Source organism: Chromohalobacter israelensis DSM 3043 (assembly GCF_000055785.1).
Classification (GTDB): Bacteria; Pseudomonadota; Gammaproteobacteria; order Pseudomonadales; family Halomonadaceae; genus Chromohalobacter; species Chromohalobacter israelensis.
The window spans coordinates 263,336-281,373 of the sequence record NC_007963.1; the positions used below are offsets into that span (position 1 = coordinate 263,336).

Here is an 18,038-nt window from a genome sequence, read left to right on the forward strand (position 1 = left end):
GCCATGGGCTTCATTCCATTGAAGCCCATCCCTGTGAAAGATCGCATGTCGATGATCTTCGTCGGGATGGGGCAGATCGACGTGCGTGATGGTGCCTTCGTCGTCATCGATGATGTGAATGGCGAGCGCATGCACATTCCCGTGGGGTCTGTCGCGTGCTTGCTGCTCGAGCCCGGTACTCGCGTGTCGCACGCTGCTGTCAAACTCGCGTCAGTGGTGGGTACGCTGTTGATTTGGGTCGGTGATGCCGGCGTGCGTCTATATAGCGCGGGTCAGCCTGGCGGCGCGCGTTCGGACAAGCTGCTCTATCAAGCGCAGTTGGCACGGGATGAAAAACTGCGGCTGAAAGTCGTGCGCAAGATGTTCGAGCTTCGTTTCGGCGAAGAGCCGCCCTCGCGGCGTAGCGTCGATCAATTGCGAGGTATGGAAGGGGCTCGGGTACGCAAGACATACCAGCTTCTTGCCAAGCAGTATGGCGTCAAGTGGCACGGGCGTCGCTATGACCCGACTCAATGGGATGCTTCCGATGTGGCCAACCAGTGCCTTTCGGCCGCGACCGCCTGTCTTTACGGCATCACGGAAGCCGCCATCCTGGCAGCCGGTTATGCGCCGGCGATTGGCTTTCTGCATACCGGCAAACCCCTGAGCTTCGTTTACGACATCGCCGATATCGTCAAATTCGAGACGGTGGTGCCGGCTGCGTTTCGCGTAGCGGCTCGTAATCCGCCGATGCCGGAGCGGGAAGTACGCGTTGCGTGTCGCGATGCTTTCAAGCAAGCCCGCTTATTGCAGCGGTTGATCCCCATGATCGAGGACGTATTGGCCGCTGGAGAAATCGAGCCTCCACCTCCGCCGCCGGATGCGGTCCCACCGGCGATCCCGGAGCCTGAATCCGTCGGCGATGCAGGGCATCGGAGTCAATGATATGGCAATGCTGGTGGTCGTTACCGAAGCCGTACCTCCCAGACTTAGAGGCCGTTTGGCTGTGTGGTTGCTGGAAATCCGAGCGGGGGTTTACGTCGGCGATGTCAGTAAACGCATTCGCGAAATGATCTGGGAACAGATCGAAGTCCTGGCCGAGGAAGGCGGCAACGTTGCCATGGCCTGGGCCAGCAATCACGAATCCGGCTTCGAGTTCCAAACTTATGGCGACAACCGTCGTGTCCCCATCGATCATGATGGATTGAGGCTGGTGCGGTTTTTACCACCTCAAGGTAATTGACTGATTTTAAAGGCTCTTTAATAATTTGGGGCGATTAAATTTTAAGCAAAATCGCTGGTGGAAATTTCCCTGGCGATTTTGTTCTTTATAAACAAGTGTCTATGATTAGACCGTTCCCCGCAGGCGCGGGGATCAACCGTGTGGCGGCATCGGTTTCATGCGTACAAAAAACCGTTCCCCGCAGGCGCGGGGATCAACCTTCAGATCCGATTCATCGGTCTGGTCGATGTGGCCGTTCCCCGCAGGCGCGGGGATCAACCGCCTGCTTAACGGGGTCGCCACCCGCGTGCTTTCCGTTCCCCGCAGGCGCGGGGATCAACCGTCAGCCGCCTTGAACTTTCCTTCTGTGAGCCTCCGTTCCCCGCAGGCGCGGGGATCAACCGGCGCCATTCCGCACCGCTTGGGATTCGCCGGCCCGTTCCCCGCAGGCGCGGGGATCAACCGTGCGCCAGCTGCGCGGCGAACGTTCGCAAGACCCGTTCCCCGCAGGCGCGGGGATCAACCGATGCCGATCACCCCGGCGAGCGCCATGCCCGCCCGTTCCCCGCAGGCGCGGGGATCAACCGTGATCTCGGGGCCGCGCTTGCACAGGTAGTGCCCGTTCCCCGCAGGCGCGGGGATCAACCGCTCGATAAGAATGGATGGCACATGGAGACGGCCCGTTCCCCGCAGGCGCGGGGATCAACCGATCGCGAGGTAGATGTCGCCCAGGCTGGAGAGCCGTTCCCCGCAGGCGCGGGGATCAACCGCCTGGCGCAGCGGATAAGTGCAGGCCAGTTCACCGTTCCCCGCAGGCGCGGGGATCAACCGTCCGACATGTTCTTCAACTGGCTGGCGCACACCCGTTCCCCGCAGGCGCGGGGATCAACCGAGTTCTTCGTACACCTGTTCCTTGATGGCCTGCCGTTCCCCGCAGGCGCGGGGATCAACCGATTGGTCAGATCACACAGATTCTGACTAACACCCGTTCCCCGCAGGCGCGGGGATCAACCGCTCAGTTCCAAGGTGATTCGCGTTTCCAATGACCGTTCCCCGCAGGCGCGGGGATCAACCGCCAGCTCATCCGCGCCGTTATACCGGCGCGGGCCGTTCCCCGCAGGCGCGGGGATCAACCGCGCGACGCCATGGCGATGGATAGCACGCCCTACCGTTCCCCGCAGGCGCGGGGATCAACCGCCGCAGTACGCGCGGCAGTCGGCGCTTACCTGCCGTTCCCCGCAGGCGCGGGGATCAACCGCCAGCAGGTCATCGATGCCACGCTGCCGACGCCCGTTCCCCGCAGGCGCGGGGATCAACCGAGCGACTGCATCCGGTAGCGCCCGAGCCAGGCCCGTTCCCCGCAGGCGCGGGGATCAACCGGCGACCAAGGCAAGCCTGGCCGGCGAGCACCAGCCGTTCCCCGCAGGCGCGGGGATCAACCGTTGGTGCCGGTGTGCAGCGAATGCCGTAGCGACCGTTCCCCGCAGGCGCGGGGATCAACCGCGTCGCCGAAATGGTCGCGGCACTGGACGTCGCCGTTCCCCGCAGGCGCGGGGATCAACCGGCGAAGCCGTACTTCGTCATGCGCAAGGGCGACCGTTCCCCGCAGGCGCGGGGATCAACCGTTCCAGAACCTCGGCAGCGCCATCGTTGACGGCCGTTCCCCGCAGGAGCGGGGATCAACCGTTCGTGCTTAACAGCGGCGACCCGTTCATCGTCCGTTCCCCGCATGTGCGGGGATCAACCGATCACTACCGTTTCCCGGAGAGCATCATGAAACCGTTCCCCGCTTGCGCGGGGATCAACCGTTCACGTCGCAGTGGGGCGAGTACGACGACGGCCGTTCCCCGCAGGCGCGGGGGTCAACCGTCGGGCGAACGTCTGGCGCCGGGTTGGATACTCCGTTCCCCGCAGGCGCGGGGATCAACCGTGCACGGCGGCGAGGCGCGGGCCTTTCGGAATCCGTTCCCCGCAGGCGCGGGGATCAACCGATGAGGTGGTTGCCGGTGGCTGCTGCCTTCATCCGTTCCCCGCAGGCGCGGGGACGAACTACGCCGCTTTGTCAGCACTCCTGCCCTTGGGTGTTGCCTAACCAGCCTGCTGGGCGAGGTCGTCGATGAAGCGCTGCCGCCAGGTCAGCAGGCTGTTGCGGCGCAGGACGTCGATCATCTCCCGGTAGCGCTGGCGGCGTTCGTCGCGCGGCATGTTCAGGGCGCGTTCGATGGCGCTGGTGATATCGTGCACGTCGTAGGGGTTGACCAGCAGGGCGCCGCTCAGTTCGCGGGCGGCGCCGGCCAGGTCGCTGAGCACCAGCACGCCGGGGTCGTCGGGGTCCTGGGCAGCGACGAACTCCTTGCAGACCAGGTTCATGCCGTCGCGCAGCGGGGTCACCAGGCCCACCCTCGCGGCCCGGAACAGGCCCATCAGGTCGGCGTGGGCGTAGGTCTGGTTGAGGTAGTGCACCGGCAGCCAGTCGATGTCGGCGTAGGTGCCGTTGATATGCCCGGCCATGCCTTCGAGCTGGCGGCGTAGCTCGTCGTACTCGGGGATCGCGCTGCGCGAGGGGCTGGCGATCTGCATGAAGATGGTGCGTTGGCGGCGGTGCTTGAAGTGGGTGAGCAGCGTCTCGATGGCGTTGAAGCGTTGCACCAGGCCCTTGGAGTAGTCGAGCCGGTCGGCGCCGATGATCAGGTCGCGCTTGCCGAGGTCGGCCTGGAACTGGCAGGCCGGGGCCTGGGTGATGGCGTGCTCGGCTTCGGCGATGGCTTCATCGACGTCGATACCGACCGGGTAGACGCCGGTGCGCAGGCGGTGGCCGAGGCAGTCGATGACGTTGTCGCCCTCGAGGGTCGCGTCGAAGGTCTCGACCAGGGCCTCATGAAAGGCGTGGCGATCGTTTTCGGTCTGAAAGCCGACGAGGTCGTAATGCAGCAGGTCCTCGAGCAGCTCGCGGTAGCAGGGCAGCGCACGCAGCAGGTCGAAGCTGGGAAAGGGAATGTGCAGGAAGAAACCCAGTGGCTGGCGGATGCCGCGCTCACGCAGTTCCTTGCCCAGCGGCAGCAGGTGGTAGTCATGCACCCAGATCAGCTCGTCGCCCTGCACGAGCGTGACCAGCGCCTCGGCGAAACGAGCGTTGACCCGCGAGTAGGCTTTCACGTGGTCGAGCTGGAAGTCCATGGCGCCGAGGTTGAAGTGAAAGACCGGCCACAGCACTTCGTTGGCGAAGCCCAGGTAGTAGTTGTCGTAGTCTTCCTTGGAGAGCGACAGCGTCGCGTAATCGATATTGTCGCGCGTGACCACGCTGGGGCGATTCGAGGGGACCTGCTTGACGCGGCCATCCCAGCCGAACCACAGGCCACCGTGCTCGCTGAGCGCGCCGGTGATGGCGACCGCCAGGCCGCCGGCCTGGGGTTTGCCTTCTTCGGGAATCGAGACGCGATTGGAGACTACGACCAGGCGTGTCATACGGCTTCCTCCCAGCTTCGACTAAGGTGCAGTGCCGAGTTGATCAGGCCGACCATGCTGTAGGTCTGCGGAAAGTTGCCCCACAGTTCATGACTGATGGTGTCGAGATCCTCGGAAAGCAAGCCCTGGGCGTTGCGGCATTCGAGCATGTTTTCGAACAGCCGGCGAGCCTCGTCGCGGCGGCCGATCGCCCACAGCGCATCGATGTACCAGAAGGTGCAGATATTGAAGGCGTTCTCGGGATCGCCGAAGTCGTCGGCGGCGGCATAGCGGAACAGGTGGTCGCCGCGGCGCAGCTCGGCCTCGATGGCCCCGACCGTGCTGACGAAACGCGGGTCGTCGGCAGCGAGGAAGTCGAGCTCGTGCATCAAGAGCAGACTGGCGTCCATGGTGTCGCCGCCGAAACTCTCGGTGAAGGCCTGGCGCGACTCGCTCCACGCCTCGCGGCAGATCACGTCATGCATGCGGTCGGCCTGCTGGCGCCAGCGAGTGGCGTCCTCGTCGAGCCCGAGATGCGCGGCAATGCGTGCCAGACGGTCGCAGGCGGCCCAGCACATGATGGACGAGTAGGTGTGCACGCGGGCGCGACCGCGATACTCCCAGATACCGGCGTCGGGCTTGTCGAACAGCCTGGCGGCCTGCTCGCCGAGGATGGTCAGGCGGCGGAACAGCGCTTCGTCGCCGGGGCGCGCCAGTCGTTCGTCGAAGAACGCCTGGTTGGCGGCCAGCACCACGGCACCGTAGACGTCGTGCTGCACCTGATGGTAGGCGGCGTTGCCGACCCGCACCGGTCCCATGCCGCGATAGCCGGCGAGCCCGCTGACTTCGTACTCCTCGATGCGCGTCTCGCCGCCGATGCCGTAGAGCGGCTGCAGCTCGTGTTCGGCGGCGCCGACCACCAGGTTGATGATGTAGTTGAGGTAGTTCTCCATGGTCGCGGTCGCGCCCAGGCGGTTGAGGGCGTGGACCACGAAATAGGCATCGCGCAGCCAGCAGTAGCGGTAGTCCCAGTTGCGCTGGGTGTCGGCGGCCTCGGGCACCGAGGTGGTCATGGCAGCGATCACCGCACCGGTATCCTCGAAGGTGCTGAGCTTGAGGGTGGTGGCGGCGCGGATCACGGCATTCTGCCATTCGAAGGGGATCGCCAGGCCGCGCGCCCATTCCTGCCAGTAGGTGGTGGTCTGGGTCTCGAAACGCTGGCACATCGCGTTGACCGACTCGGTGACGCTCTCGTCGGGGCCGAGTGCGAAATTGAGCTCGCCCTCGAGGACGATCGGCGATTCCTGAAGCACGTGGGTGATCGAGGCGTCGGTGGTCAGCCGGGTCACTCGGCCCTGACCGAGGTAGCGAATGTGATGGCTGCCGTGAGTGGTCTCGGGCTCGCGCTCGCCATAGGCGGTGGTCGGGCGCAGGCGGATGCGGATCACCGGTGTGCCGGAGAGGCATTTCACGCGGCGTACCACGATCTCGGGACGAAACGTCCGGTCATAGAGCCGAAAGCGCGGGCAGAAGTCGGTGATGCGGATGCGCCCGCCGTACTTGTCGGTGAGCTCGGTGCACAGGATCGCGGTATTGCGCTGATAGTACTGGCGGCTTTCGACCTGATCCTGCAGCTCGATGGCGAAGTAGCCCCGATCGGTGGTGTCCATCAGGCGCGAGAAGAAGGGATCGCCGTCGAAGCGCGGCAGACAGCACCACACGATGCGGCCGTCGGTATCGATCAGGGCGCCGATCTGGCAATTGCCGATGAGCCCGAGCTCCAGCGAAGTGGATGGCATGTCGGTCGATTCGGTCACGTTGGACGGGATGGTAGGTGTTCCAGCCATGTCAGTACCTTCTTTACCGATTCAAGATAGTAGGTCGCGGCCGTCTTCCCATCGCCGACGCGCACGCTGAGGCCTCCGCGTGCGTTGACCTCGCGAAAGGCGTCCTCGTCGGTGACGTCGTCGCCGACGAACACGGGGCGTCGGCCCTGGAAGACCGGGTCGTCGAGCAGCCGGGCGATGGCGGTTCCCTTGTGAACGCCGGCCGGGCGCAGTTCGATGACGCACTTGCCGGCCACGGTCTCGACGTCGTCGCCCAGCGCCTGCTGCCATTCGGCCATGAAATGACGGCATTCGGCTGCAAGCTCCGGGGCACCGCGGTAGTGCAGGGCCAGCGCGACACGCTTGTCCTCGTAGTGCAGGCCGTCGTGGCCGGCGACGAAGTCGGCCAGCGCGTCGCGGCAGGCGGCCAGCCGCTCGGGGTGTGCGACGGCGCTGTGGTAGCCGCCCGAGGTGTCGCGCCACTCCAGGCCGTGAACGCCGGCCAGGGGGAGGTCGAGCGGGGCGAGCAGAGCTTCGAGGTCGGCGACCGGGCGACCGCTGATGATGGCCACCGCACCGTCGAGTTCGTGCGCGAGCCGGGCGACCAGGTGGCGCAGAGCCTCCGAGACGCTGGTATCACGGGGGTGATCGGCGAGGGGCACCAGGGTGCCATCGAAGTCCAGGAACAGGGCCCAGTCGTGACGCGGCAGCGGCGGTGGAGTCTCGGGCATCATCTTGTCGCTAGGGTCTCGTCTTGGGTTCGTGCAGTATCGCGCAGCCCGCCACGGGGCATGCGGAGAGAAGCTTTAGACGCAAAGGTCTTGCCGCTGATCGCCCAGGCGGCCTTCAGTCCTCTTCATCCTCGACGGCGGGCTCCAGGGCACGCTTGTCGTCGGGAAGGCGGACGTAGTCGCCGATGCTGAGGTCGCCGTGGGTCTGATGACGCTTGCCGTGGCTGTCGATGAGCGCGGCGACCTTGCCGATGCTGAGGGCGTCGTCTTCGCGGTAGGCCTCGACCTCGACGCGCACCACCATGCCCTGGTAGCGGGCGGAGAGCATCATGCCGGGATGGGGCTGAACTTCGTGCTGCTTGTCGCTGGCGTAATGGCGGGTCACGCTGGCATTGCCGGGGGCGTCCCAGTCGATGTGCTTATGCATTGGCGGGCTCCTGTCGCATCCGTGTGTCTTTACAGGGTAGCCCGCCGTGCGGGGTATCGCCTAGCCGAGCGACTCAGAACCGATAGCTGAGCCCGCCCATGACGACGATGGGGTCGATGTGGATCTTGGCATCGTAGTCGTTGCCGGCGAGAGTGGCGGTGGCGTCGCTGTCGATGTCCAGATACCAGGCGGCGGCGTTGAGCGCCCAGTGGTCGTCGATCAGCAGGTCGATCCCGAGCTGGGCGGCGGCGCCCCAGCTGTCGTCGAGGTCGAGCTTGCCGCCGTCGAGATGCTCGTCGGAGAAGTGAGTGTAGTTGAGCCCCGCGCCGAGGTAGGGCTGCACGCGGGCATCGGTGCCGCCGAGCGGGTAGTACTGCAGCGTCAGTGTCGGCGGCAGGTGCTTGATGGACGCCAGGTCGTCACCATCGAGGGCGACCTGGTGCTCGAAACGTTGCGCGGCAAGCAGTTCCACGCCGAACTTGTCGTGGAAGCGATAGCCGAGCGTGAAGGCGAAGCCGCTGTCGTCGTCGGCGTCGATCTGCATGTCGAGCGGGGCGCCGAAGTCGCCGTTGTCGCTTTGCGGGGCGACCTTGGCGACACCGAAGCGGGTGTAGAAGTCGCCTTCGCCGTAGGCGAACGCCGAAGTGGCGGGCACGAGCGCAGCGGTGAGGGCGAGGGAGGAAACGAGCAGGGCACGGCGCATGGGACGACTCCTTGGTGTGAGATGAAGCGAGAAGCGCGGGGCGCTTCGTATGCATCAAGTCTAAACCTAATAACCACATAAAAAATGTGGTTATATGTCGCAGCCCATTGGCGTATGCCGGAAACGACGAAGCCCACCGTAAGGTGGGCTTCGTGGGGCCGTACGAGCGTTGCCGCGATTACTTCTTCTTGGCGCGCTTGCGCTCGTTCTCGGTGAGGTGCTTCTTGCGCAGACGGATGTGCTGGGGCGTGATTTCCACCAGCTCGTCGTCATCGAGGAACTCGATGGCCTGTTCGAGGGTGAAGCGAACCGGCGGCGTGAGGACGAGGTTCTCGTCGTTGCCGGAGGCGCGCATGTTGTCGAGTTTCTTGGCCTTGGTCGGGTTGACCGCCATGTCGTCGGCGCGGTTGTTGATGCCGACCAGCATGCCTTCGTAGACCTCGGTGCCGTGCTCGACGATGAGCTTGCCACGGTCCTGCAGGGCGAACAGCGCGTAGGCCAGCGCCTTGCCGGAGACCATGGAGACCAGCACGCCGTTGCGACGCTCGATGGAGGCATCGGGCTTGAGCGGGCCGTAATGGTCGAAGCGGCTGGTCAGGATGCCGGTGCCGGAGGTCAGCGTCAGGAACTGGCCACGGAAGCCGATCAGCCCGCGTGCGGGGATGATGAAGTCCAGGCGAACGCGACCCTTGCCGTCCGGATTCATGTTGGTCATCTCGCCCTTGCGGTAGCCGAGCTCTTCCATCACCGCGCCCTGGTGCTGCTCTTCGCAGTCGATGATGACCTCTTCGTACGGCTCCTGCTTGACGCCGTCGATCTCGCGGATGATCACCTCGGGACGGCCCACGGCCAGCTCGTAGCCTTCACGGCGCATGGATTCGATCAGCACCGAAAGGTGCAGTTCGCCACGCCCGGAGACGGTGAACTTCTCCGGCGAATCGCCCTGTTCGACACGCAGTGCCACGTTGTGGATCAGTTCCTGCTCGAGGCGCTCCTTGATGTTGCGGCTGGTGACGAACTTGCCTTCCTTGCCGGCGAACGGCGAGTCGTTGACCTGGAAGGTCATGGACACGGTGGGCTCGTCCACGGTGAGTGCCGGCATGGCTTCGACGGCGGCCGGATCGCACAGCGTATCGGAGATCGCCAGGTCGTCGATGCCGGTGATGCAGATGATGTCGCCGGCGCTGGCTTCTTCGGTCTGCACGCGCTCGAGGCCGAGGTGCGTCATGACCTGGCCGACCTTGCCCTTGCGGACGTTGCCTTCCTTGGAGATCACGCTGATCTGCTGACCCGGACGCACGCTGCCGCGCTTGATGCGGCCCAGGCCGATGACGCCGACGTAGCTGTTGTAGTCGAGCGCGGAGATCTGCATCTGGAACGGTGCGTCGAGCTCGACCTTGGGCGGTTCGACGATGTCGACGATGGACTTGAACATCGGGGTCATGTCGTCGGCCAGCTGATCCGGCTCATGACCGGCGACGCCGTCCAGCGCCGAGCAGTAGATGATCGGGAAGTCGAGCTGTTCCTCGGTGGCGCCGAGGTTGTCGAACAGGTCGAAGATCTGGTCGATGACCCAGTCCGGGCGCGCGCCGGGACGGTCGATCTTGTTGACCACGACGATCGGCTTGAGGCCACGGTCGAAGGCCTTCTGGGTGACGAAGCGCGTCTGCGGCATGGGGCCGTCGACGGCATCCACCAGCAGCAGCACGGAGTCGACCATCGACATCACGCGCTCGACCTCGCCGCCGAAGTCGGCGTGTCCGGGGGTGTCGACGATGTTGATGTGATAGTCCCGTTCGTCCGGGCTCTGCCAGCGGATCGCGGTGTTCTTGGACAGAATGGTGATACCGCGCTCTTTCTCCTGGTCATTGGAGTCCATGATGCGCTCTTGCCCTTCGGCCTTGCGGTCGAGGGTGCCGGACTGACTCAGGAGTTTGTCGACCAGGGTGGTCTTGCCATGGTCGACGTGGGCGATGATAGCAATGTTGCGAAGATTCTCGATCACGACGGGATCCTGCTGGGAAATTGGGGCGCATTATAGGGTCAGGGTGCCGACGACTGCCAGTTTGATGACCGTTGCGCATGGGCGCGGCTCGTCAAAAGGCGCGTTGGCGCAGCGATAACCGTGGCGCTATCAGGGACTTGGGTCGCTTGTGCGGCAGGACGGAAATACGCAAAAAAATGGCGGCACGCTCGCGAGTCGCCGTCGACAGCGTCGGCTGGGTGGCCTGACGCCGGAAAAGCGCACCGGTTCGGATGGGCTATGGTTGCCCGAGCAGCCAATCATAGAGACGCCCTGCGCTGCTGGCAACGGGCAGTGTGATCGGAAAGCGCGGCAGCGCCAGTGGATCGTCGCGGTGCGAGAGCCAGCCGGCATGCCCGTGCAGGCCTTCCTGAATGCCGCAGCGCTGGGCCAGCAGGCGGACCCGTGGCGAGGCTTCCGCCTGGGGATAGGCGAAGCCGGGCAGCGGGTCGCGGCACAGCACGCCTAGCTGTCGGCGAGACTGGCGAATTTGCCACTGGACCTGAGCATCGTCGAGCGCGTCCAGCGGTGTGGCGGAAACGCCGCGCGCGCCGAAGCGCACCAGGCCGCTGCTTTCCAGACGCCGGATGCTGAACGGATCGAGCGTCTGGGGCGGGATGTCGAGTTCGTCACCCAGGGCGTCGCCCAGCCGGGCCAGCGTCAGCGGGTCGGTGTGGTGAGCGAGCCCCTCGAGATAAGCGCGCAGGGCGTGGCTGTAGGCGGTACCGGGGTGCGCGGGGCGTGCTGGCGGCAGGGGTAGCCCGGCATCGCCGAGGCAGTCGCGCACGCGCGCCGGCTGAATGCCTTCCCACAGGGCGTCGCCGAGCGTGTTCCACCAGTCGCCGCGGGCACGGTTCACCCAGCCGGTGGTGAGAAACATGCTCGCCGGCAGCGCCAGGCGTTCGAGCTGGCGCAGGGCCACCTCGGCGGTGTCGCGCCAGCCGCCATCGAAGGTCAGCGCGATGCGCGGCAGCGGGTCGCGGTGCAGGCGCCGGGCATTCGCCAGGGTGACGATCTGGGCGTGATCGGTGAGATGGTCGAGCAGCCGCCGGAAGCTCTCCGGCCCCAGGGCATAGGGCGCATGGTGGGGCAGGCGCGCCGTGGCGTCGTCGGCCAGCACGCGCGGCAGCACGAGAATCGCGCTACGCCCGCGCAGCGGTTCGCTGAGGCTGCGTCGCCAGTGCCCGCGCAGGCGCTGCACGACATCGTAGGCAAGACTGAGATGGCTCATGGCGTGTCCCTCCGCAATGCCGTCGGTACGGTGCCGTGCCGGGACGTCCTGTCGCGGGCGGCGTTCGTGGGCTCCTCTGATAGGCGTTGTGATGACGGTTGCGATGCCTATCAGCATATCTCGCTGTGGTGATTTAGCCAGTCACACCGGGTCGCGCCGCAGGCGTCGCCGGCAGGGCGGGCTCAGCAATGCCGCTCCGGTGGCGGTCAGTTGCAGGGCATGCAGACACCAGCGCCAGAGTGCCAGGCGACACGCCCTGGACCGGGGCGGCATGCCGTCGCGCCAGGTCATGACGGTGGCCGGCCAGGCGCTGATGACGAGACTGGCCACGCCGGGCGTCGGCGCCGGGGGAATCCACAGCAAGAGTGCCAGTGGCACGCTGCCCCATTGCACCAGCGTGCCACCCAGCCGGGGGATCACGAAGCGTGGGTGGCGCGCGGCGCTGGCGGTATACAGATAGCGGGCCTGGTGGCGACGTTGCCGGCGCCACCAGGGGCCGAGCCGGCGAGGGGCGCCGTGGTCGATCAGCGAGGGCGAGGTCTGCCAGCGCAGGCGTGCATGGCAACGCCACAGGCGCACCAGGATGTCCAGGTCGGCGCAGGTCTCCAGGCGTGGGTCGTGGCCGCCAAGGCGTTCATACCACTCTCGGGTGATGGCCAGTTGTCCGGTGGGCCACTCCCAGGGGTGGTCGCCGAAGCCGCGCCGGATGCGTGTGGCATACCAGTCCGCCAGCGCCGGAACGAGCGGGTCGGCCGGCGCCTGCGCGAAGACGACGGCATCGGCGCTTTGCTTGCGAAACGCCTCCGCTAGACGGTCCAGCCAGTCGTCGGGCACTTCCAGTGCCGCATCCAGGAAGATCAGCACCTCGCCATTGAGGTGGGTCGCGCCATGATGGCGCAGTGCGCCTTGTCCATGTTGGGGCAGCAGCGCGAAACGAATGTCGCGCTGCTCCAGCAGCAGCTGGGTGCGCGTATCAAGGGTGCGCAACTGGACCAGCGTTTCGGTATGTCCGCGAAAGCCGGATATGCTGCGTGCCAGGGCGCTCAGGCAGCGTTCCAGGTGCTCGGGGGCATGGCTGGCGTCGATCAGCAGGCTGTAGGTACGCATCGCTCGAGTATGCCTTGGGTGCAAGCCCGTGGAAGAAATCGGGAATCTGGTTCAAGCCTGCGGGGCGGCGGGGCGCCTGGCAATCACCGTCGTGGCTGGTTTTTCTAGCTTGGCATGACTGAAAATCGGCGCCTGATGGCATGAGGTCACCGATTGCACCCAAATGGTGCATTGGGCAGCAAGTCTGCACCTTCATGATGCTCATGTGGTGCCCGTGCACTTTTATGTGGCGGGGCGGGCGCTATCCTGGTGCCGAGCCATGCACAACGCTGGTCGATTTTTTATCGCTTGATCATGCGCTTAGCGTTTTTGCCCCGAAATGCATCAATGGTTGGCACAGCTTCTGCATTGCAAAACGTAAACGCATACCCGTGGGCAGTCGTCGGCGGGCATGCTACAAACGACGCTGAACACGCAAGCAAACGACCCGAGCCGTGGGCTCATAGTGGAGGAAATCATGTCTGAGAAGACCCTCGCCCTGATCGAAGAACACGATATCAAGTGGGTGGATCTGCGCTTTACCGATACCAAGGGCAAGGAGCAGCACGTCACGATTCCGGCCGGCGCCGTCGATGATGAGTTCTTCGAGAACGGTCAGATGTTCGATGGCTCCTCCATTTCCGGCTGGAAGGGCATCAACGAGTCCGACATGATCCTGCGCCCGGAAGACGGCAGCGGCTACCTCGACCCGTTCACCGAAGATGCCACGCTGGTGCTGCGCTGCGACATCATCGAGCCGGCCACCATGCAGGGGTACGAACGTGACCCGCGCTCCATCGCCAAGCGTGCCGAGGCGTACCTGAAGTCCACCGGTCTGGGCGATACCGCCTTCTTCGGCCCGGAACCTGAGTTCTTCATTTTCGACGAAGTGCACTGGAATGCCGACATCCAGGGCGCGATGTACAAGATCACGTCCGAGGAAGGCGCCTGGGCGACCGATTCCACCACCGTGGAAGGCGGCAACCTGGGGCACCGTCCGCGCGTCAAGGGTGGCTACTTCCCGGTTCCGCCGGTGGACAGCTTCCACGACATCCGCAGCGCGATGTGCAACACCCTGGAAGCCATCGGCCAGTCGGTCGAGGTGCATCACCACGAAGTCGCCAACGCCGGCCAGAACGAAATCGGTGTCAAGTTCAACACGCTGGTGAAGAAGGCCGACGAAGTTCAGGAAATGAAGTACGTGATCCACAACGTGGCTCACGCCTACGGCAAGACCGCGACCTTCATGCCCAAGCCGCTGGTCGGTGACAACGGGTCCGGCATGCACGTGCACCAGTCCTTCTGGAAGGACGGCACCAACATGTTCGCCGGTGACGAATACGCCGGGCTGTCCGAAACCGCGCTGTACTACATCGGCGGCATCATCAAGCACGCTCGTGCGCTGAACGCCTTCACCAACGCCTCGACCAACTCCTACAAGCGTCTGGTCCCGGGCTTCGAGGCGCCGGTCATGCTGGCCTACAGTGCCCGCAACCGCAGTGCCTCCATCCGCATTCCGTACACCGCGAGCCCCAAGGGCAAGCGTGTGGAACTGCGCTTCCCGGATCCGACCGCCAACCCGTACCTGTGCTTCTCGGCCATGCTGATGGCGGGTATCGACGGCATCAAGAACAAGATCCACCCCGGCGATGCGATGGACAAGAACCTCTATGACCTGCCGCCGGAAGAAGGCAAGTCGGTTCCCACCGTCGCCAGCAGCCTCGACCAGGCCCTGGAAGCCTTGGATGCGGACCGCGCCTTCCTGACCGAGGGCGACGTGTTCACCGACAGCATGATCGACGCCTATCTCGAGCTCAAGCAGGAAGAAGTCGACCGCCTGCGCATGGCGACGCATCCGATCGAGTTCGACATGTACTACAGCTGCTGATCCCGCGCGACCGCGACCGATCCCAGCCGTAGCGCTGATCGAGGCCCCGTCGGACGACGGGGCCTTTTACGTGGTCGTTCGCGGGGCCGGGCGTGCGCTACACTGGGACGCCACGGGCGCGAGATGCGCCTCGGTGCGAGGCAGGCGGTTCGCAATGAAGCGTTGGCGCAAGGAATCGTGGGCGTAAGGAGAGCGACATGCGTGGCTTGATCCCCATCGGCGGCTGGACAGTGCTCATGGTCGGCGCGTGCCTGAGCGTCTCGTTGGCGCAGGCCACGCCGATCTACCGCAGTGTCGACTCACAAGGGAACGTCACCTATTCGGATCGCCCCGGCGGCGATCAGGTCGAGGTCGCGCCGGTGAACACGGTGCCGAGCCGGCCGGCCCCCGCGCCAAGGGAGACCGCGGCGAACGAGGCAGCGTCCGGAGCGGGCGAGCCCAAGGCCTCTACCTTCACCCCCTACGAACGCTTGCGCATCGCCGCACCGACGAACGAGTCCACGCTGCCCACCGGCGCGGCCGGCGACACGCAGGTCAGCGTGGCGCTCTCGCCCGAGCTGCGCGAGGGGCACCGCCTGCGCCTGGTGGTCGACGACGAGGTGCGCCAGCCTCCCCAGCAAGCCACGACGTTCTCGCTCACCGGGCTGGAGCGCGGCGAGCATACCCTGCGCGTCGAACTGGTCGACTCCGAGGGGCAGGTGCGCCAGCGTAGCGCGCCGGTCACCCTCTATGTGCAACGTGCCAGCGTGTACTTGCCCGCCAATCCCAACAATCCTCGCAATTCCGGCAACCCATGAGCCGATTTGGCGCCTGCCGCTATCGATAGTGCTGCTTTTGCACTAATTTGGTGCATGGTGGCGTCATCCCGTGTCGGCTGCACTGCCGTATGCCGGGCCGATCAGGACTGGCGCGCTTCTTGCACTGTTAACGGACATGACGATGGATAATGGACGGGCCATGCCGGAACCTTCCCAGCAGCAGTTTCTCGAACAGCAGCGCCTGCTCGAACATTTGACGACCGCCGTGGTACTGCTCGACGGCGAGCTGCGGCTGCGTTGGATGAACCCCGCGGCCGAGTCGCTGCTGGCGACCAGCCGGGTGCGGGTCGTCGGCCAGTGTCTGGAGAGCCTGGCGGGCGTCGAGGGCAGTGTCGAGGCGGTGTTGATCAAGGCGCGCGACGAGCTGCATCCCTTCACGCAGCGCGAGGCGACGCTGGTATTGCCGTCGGGGGATACGGCCACGGTGGACTTCACCGTCACGCCGTTGTCCGCCGATGAACTGCTGATCGAGATCGAGCCGCGCGACCGGCTGTTGCGCATTTCCCGCGAGGAGGCGCTGATCGCGCGCCAGGAGACCATCAAGGTGCTCACCCGGGGGCTGGCGCACGAGGTGAAGAACCCGCTGGGCGGCATTCGCGGTGCGGCGCAGTTGCTCGAGCGAGACCTGCCCGATCCGCAGCTCGCCGAGTTCACCCGGGTCATCGTCGAAGAGGCCGATCGGCTGCGCGATCTGGTGGATCGCATGCTGGGGCCCAACAGCATGAGTCGTCACGAGCCGCTCAACATTCACAAGGTGCTCGAGCGGGTGCGTACCCTGCTGGAGGCCGAACATCCGCGCATCGACTACGTGCGCGATTACGACCCCAGCCTGCCGGATCTGGAAGGTGACGAAGCGCAGCTGATTCAGGCGGTGCTCAACGTCGCCCGCAACGCCGTGCAGGCCATGGAGGAACACGGCGTCGAGACGCCCCGGCTGATTCTGCGCACGCGGGCGCGACGCCAGTTCACGCTGGGCGCCGAGCGCCACCGGCTGGTCTGCGAGCTGGGCATTCTCGACAACGGCCCCGGCATTCCCGAGACGCTGCGCGAGACGCTGTTCTATCCGATGGTGTCGGGGCGTGCCGAGGGCAGTGGCCTGGGGCTGTCCATCGCCCAGTCGATCCTGCATCAGCACCAGGGGTTGATCGAGTGCGACTCGGTGCCCGGGTGTACCGAATTCCGCTTGTTGATTCCGCTTGAGAGCCATCATTGAGGCTTGGGAGGCCCCATGACTGACGTCGCACGCATCATGATCGTCGACGACGATCGCGCCATTCGCTGGGTGCTGGAGCGCGCGCTGGCTCAGCCGGACCTCGAGGTCGAGAGCTTCGAGCGTGCCGATAGTGCCCTGGAGCGCATCCTGCGACAGCCACCGGATGTCCTGTTGACCGATATCCGCATGCCGGGGCTGGACGGGCTGGACCTGATGGCGCGCATCCGTGAAAAGTATCCGGATCTGCCGGTGATCGTGATGACCGCCCACTCCGATCTCGACAGCGCGGTGGCCTCGTATCAGGGCGGTGCCTTCGAGTACCTGCCCAAGCCGTTCGACGTCGACGAGGCGCTGGCGCTGGTGCGGCGCGGCGTGGCGCATGCCCGCGAGCGGCGCACGCCGGCGGCGGTGCCCGAAGGACTGTCGGCAGAGATCATCGGTGAAGCCCCGGCGATGCAGGAGGTCTTCCGTGCCATCGGCCGGCTCTCGCAATCCCACATCACGGTGATGATCAACGGCGAGTCGGGGACCGGCAAGGAGCGCGTCGCCCAGGCGCTGCACCAGCACAGCCCGCGACACGCCGCGCCGTTCATCGCGCTCAACATGGCGGCGATTCCCAAGGACCTGATGGAATCGGAACTGTTCGGTCATGAAAAGGGCGCCTTCACCGGGGCGACCTCGCAGCGGCGCGGGCGTTTCGAACAGGCCGATGGCGGCACGCTGTTCCTCGACGAGATCGGCGACATGCCCGCCGAGACCCAGACCCGCCTGCTGCGGGTGCTGGCCGACGGAGAGTTCTACCGGGTCGGGGGGCATACGCCGGTCAAGGTCGATGTTCGCATCATCGCCGCGACCCACCAGCATCTGGAGCGGCTGGTCGAGGACGGCCGTTTCCGCGAGGACCTGTTCCACCGCCTCAACGTGATCCGCGTGCACCTGCCGCGTCTGGCAGAGCGCCGCGAGGACATTCCGCGTCTGGCCCAGCACTTCCTCGCCGAGGCCGCCAAGGAGCTTGCCACCGAACCCAAGGTGCTGACCCAAGAGGCCGAGCAGCATCTCACCCGCCTGCCATGGCCGGGCAACGTGCGCCAGCTCGAGAATACCTGCCGCTGGCTGACGGTGATGGCCTCGGGGCGCGAGGTGTTGATCGAGGACCTGCCGCCGGAGCTGCGCGATGTCGAAGGCACCGAAAGCGCCGGCGGCGACTGGCGCGGCGCCTTCCGCGAGTGGGCCGATCGCGCCCTGGCCGCCGGGCATACGCACCTGCTCGAGGAGGCGGTGCCGGATTTCGAGCGCATCCTCATCGAGACGGCGCTCAAGCACACCGGCGGGCGCAAGGGCGAAGCCGCCGAGCTGCTGGGCTGGGGGCGCAATACACTGACGCGTAAGCTCAAGGTGCTGCTGCCGGCGCTGGCCGACGAATGACCCACGACGGCGCGGGGCGTCG

Annotated in this window: 14 protein-coding genes and 1 CRISPR repeat array; of the genes, 6 read left to right on the top strand and 8 right to left on the bottom strand. The window is 65.5% G+C overall.

The features are described 5' to 3' along the window. Nucleotides 1-3: 3 nt before the first annotated feature. Nucleotides 4-924 carry a type I-E CRISPR-associated endonuclease Cas1e gene (cas1e, locus tag CSAL_RS01170; protein WP_011505542.1) on the top strand — a complete coding sequence of 307 codons (921 nt, stop codon included), beginning with the start codon at nt 4-6 and terminating at the stop codon, nt 922-924. Between the two features lies 1 nt (nt 925). Continuing rightward, nucleotides 926-1,222, top strand: coding sequence for a type I-E CRISPR-associated endoribonuclease Cas2e (gene cas2e / locus CSAL_RS01175; RefSeq protein ID WP_011505543.1), 297 nt, complete (start codon nt 926-928; stop codon nt 1,220-1,222). Nucleotides 1,223-1,332: 110 nt separating this feature from the next. Next, nucleotides 1,333-3,253: a CRISPR direct-repeat array (repeat unit 29 nt; unit sequence CCGTTCCCCGCAGGCGCGGGGATCAACCG). Between the two features lie 36 nt (nt 3,254-3,289). Here the strand turns inward: cas2e and CSAL_RS01180 are convergent. From CSAL_RS01180 to CSAL_RS16825, 8 genes are all read right to left on the bottom strand, one after another. Further along, nucleotides 3,290-4,666 carry an alpha,alpha-trehalose-phosphate synthase (UDP-forming) gene (locus CSAL_RS01180; RefSeq protein WP_011505544.1) on the bottom strand — a complete coding sequence of 459 codons (1,377 nt, stop codon included), beginning with the start codon at nt 4,664-4,666 and terminating at the stop codon, nt 3,290-3,292. Further along, the gene (locus tag CSAL_RS01185) at nt 4,663-6,492 is read right to left on the bottom strand and encodes a glycoside hydrolase family 15 protein (RefSeq protein ID WP_222832144.1); all 1,830 of its coding nucleotides are present in this window, start codon (nt 6,490-6,492) and stop codon (nt 4,663-4,665) included. Before CSAL_RS01185 ends, CSAL_RS01180 begins: the two co-directional genes overlap by 4 nt. Continuing rightward, nucleotides 6,459-7,205, bottom strand: a complete 747-nt coding sequence (otsB, locus tag CSAL_RS01190) for a trehalose-phosphatase (protein WP_011505546.1) — start codon at nt 7,203-7,205, stop codon at nt 6,459-6,461. Before otsB ends, CSAL_RS01185 begins: the two co-directional genes overlap by 34 nt. A 112-nt stretch (nt 7,206-7,317) precedes the next feature. After that, a complete protein-coding gene (locus CSAL_RS01195; RefSeq protein ID WP_011505547.1) occupies nt 7,318-7,629 on the bottom strand; it encodes a hypothetical protein in 312 nt (103 codons plus the stop codon). A gap of 73 nt (nt 7,630-7,702) precedes the next feature. Continuing rightward, nucleotides 7,703-8,332, bottom strand: a complete 630-nt coding sequence (locus CSAL_RS01200; RefSeq protein ID WP_011505548.1) for an OmpW/AlkL family protein — start codon at nt 8,330-8,332, stop codon at nt 7,703-7,705. Between the two features lie 178 nt (nt 8,333-8,510). Next, a complete protein-coding gene (gene typA, locus CSAL_RS01205; protein WP_011505549.1) occupies nt 8,511-10,337 on the bottom strand; it encodes a translational GTPase TypA in 1,827 nt (608 codons plus the stop codon). Between the two features lie 256 nt (nt 10,338-10,593). Continuing rightward, a complete protein-coding gene (locus CSAL_RS01210; RefSeq protein ID WP_011505550.1) occupies nt 10,594-11,586 on the bottom strand; it encodes a polysaccharide deacetylase family protein in 993 nt (330 codons plus the stop codon). A 141-nt stretch (nt 11,587-11,727) separates the two neighbouring features. Beyond that, complete coding sequence (locus tag CSAL_RS16825) at nt 11,728-12,693, bottom strand: glycosyltransferase family 2 protein (RefSeq protein WP_011505551.1); 966 nt, start codon at nt 12,691-12,693, stop codon at nt 11,728-11,730. Nucleotides 12,694-13,150: 457 nt separating this feature from the next. Here CSAL_RS16825 and glnA point away from each other — a divergent pair, with 457 nt between their 5' ends. The 4 genes from glnA (at nt 13,151) to ntrC (ending at nt 18,016) form a co-directional block, all read left to right on the top strand. Continuing rightward, nucleotides 13,151-14,560, top strand: coding sequence for a glutamate--ammonia ligase (glnA, locus tag CSAL_RS01220; protein ID WP_011505553.1), 1,410 nt, complete (start codon nt 13,151-13,153; stop codon nt 14,558-14,560). A 197-nt stretch (nt 14,561-14,757) separates the two neighbouring features. Further along, nucleotides 14,758-15,357: a DUF4124 domain-containing protein gene (locus CSAL_RS01225; protein WP_011505554.1), complete on the top strand. Its 600-nt coding sequence runs from the start codon at nt 14,758-14,760 to the stop codon at nt 15,355-15,357. A 160-nt stretch (nt 15,358-15,517) separates the two neighbouring features. After that, nucleotides 15,518-16,591 (top strand): nitrogen regulation protein NR(II), encoded by a 1,074-nt coding sequence (gene glnL / locus CSAL_RS01230; RefSeq protein WP_050934482.1) that lies wholly within the window; start codon nt 15,518-15,520, stop codon nt 16,589-16,591. A gap of 15 nt (nt 16,592-16,606) precedes the next feature. Beyond that, complete coding sequence (gene ntrC / locus CSAL_RS01235; protein WP_011505556.1) at nt 16,607-18,016, top strand: nitrogen regulation protein NR(I); 1,410 nt, start codon at nt 16,607-16,609, stop codon at nt 18,014-18,016. Nucleotides 18,017-18,038: the final 22 nt, after the last annotated feature.

Excerpts from the sequence above, each read along its gene's own strand:
- cas1e (WP_011505542.1), top strand. The coding sequence starts at position 4 with ATGGGCTTCATTCCATTGAAGCCCATCCCTGTGAAAGATCGCATGTCG.
- cas2e (WP_011505543.1), top strand. The coding sequence starts at position 926 with ATGGCAATGCTGGTGGTCGTTACCGAAGCCGTACCTCCCAGACTTAGA.
- CSAL_RS01180 (WP_011505544.1), bottom strand. The coding sequence starts at position 4,666 with ATGACACGCCTGGTCGTAGTCTCCAATCGCGTCTCGATTCCCGAAGAA.
- CSAL_RS01185 (WP_222832144.1), bottom strand. The coding sequence starts at position 6,492 with ATGGCTGGAACACCTACCATCCCGTCCAACGTGACCGAATCGACCGAC.
- otsB (WP_011505546.1), bottom strand. The coding sequence starts at position 7,205 with ATGATGCCCGAGACTCCACCGCCGCTGCCGCGTCACGACTGGGCCCTG.
- CSAL_RS01195 (WP_011505547.1), bottom strand. The coding sequence starts at position 7,629 with ATGCATAAGCACATCGACTGGGACGCCCCCGGCAATGCCAGCGTGACC.
- CSAL_RS01200 (WP_011505548.1), bottom strand. The coding sequence starts at position 8,332 with ATGCGCCGTGCCCTGCTCGTTTCCTCCCTCGCCCTCACCGCTGCGCTC.
- CSAL_RS01210 (WP_011505550.1), bottom strand. The coding sequence starts at position 11,586 with ATGAGCCATCTCAGTCTTGCCTACGATGTCGTGCAGCGCCTGCGCGGG.
- CSAL_RS16825 (WP_011505551.1), bottom strand. The coding sequence starts at position 12,693 with ATGCGTACCTACAGCCTGCTGATCGACGCCAGCCATGCCCCCGAGCAC.
- glnA (WP_011505553.1), top strand. The coding sequence starts at position 13,151 with ATGTCTGAGAAGACCCTCGCCCTGATCGAAGAACACGATATCAAGTGG.
- CSAL_RS01225 (WP_011505554.1), top strand. The coding sequence starts at position 14,758 with ATGCGTGGCTTGATCCCCATCGGCGGCTGGACAGTGCTCATGGTCGGC.
- glnL (WP_050934482.1), top strand. The coding sequence starts at position 15,518 with ATGCCGGAACCTTCCCAGCAGCAGTTTCTCGAACAGCAGCGCCTGCTC.
- ntrC (WP_011505556.1), top strand. The coding sequence starts at position 16,607 with ATGACTGACGTCGCACGCATCATGATCGTCGACGACGATCGCGCCATT.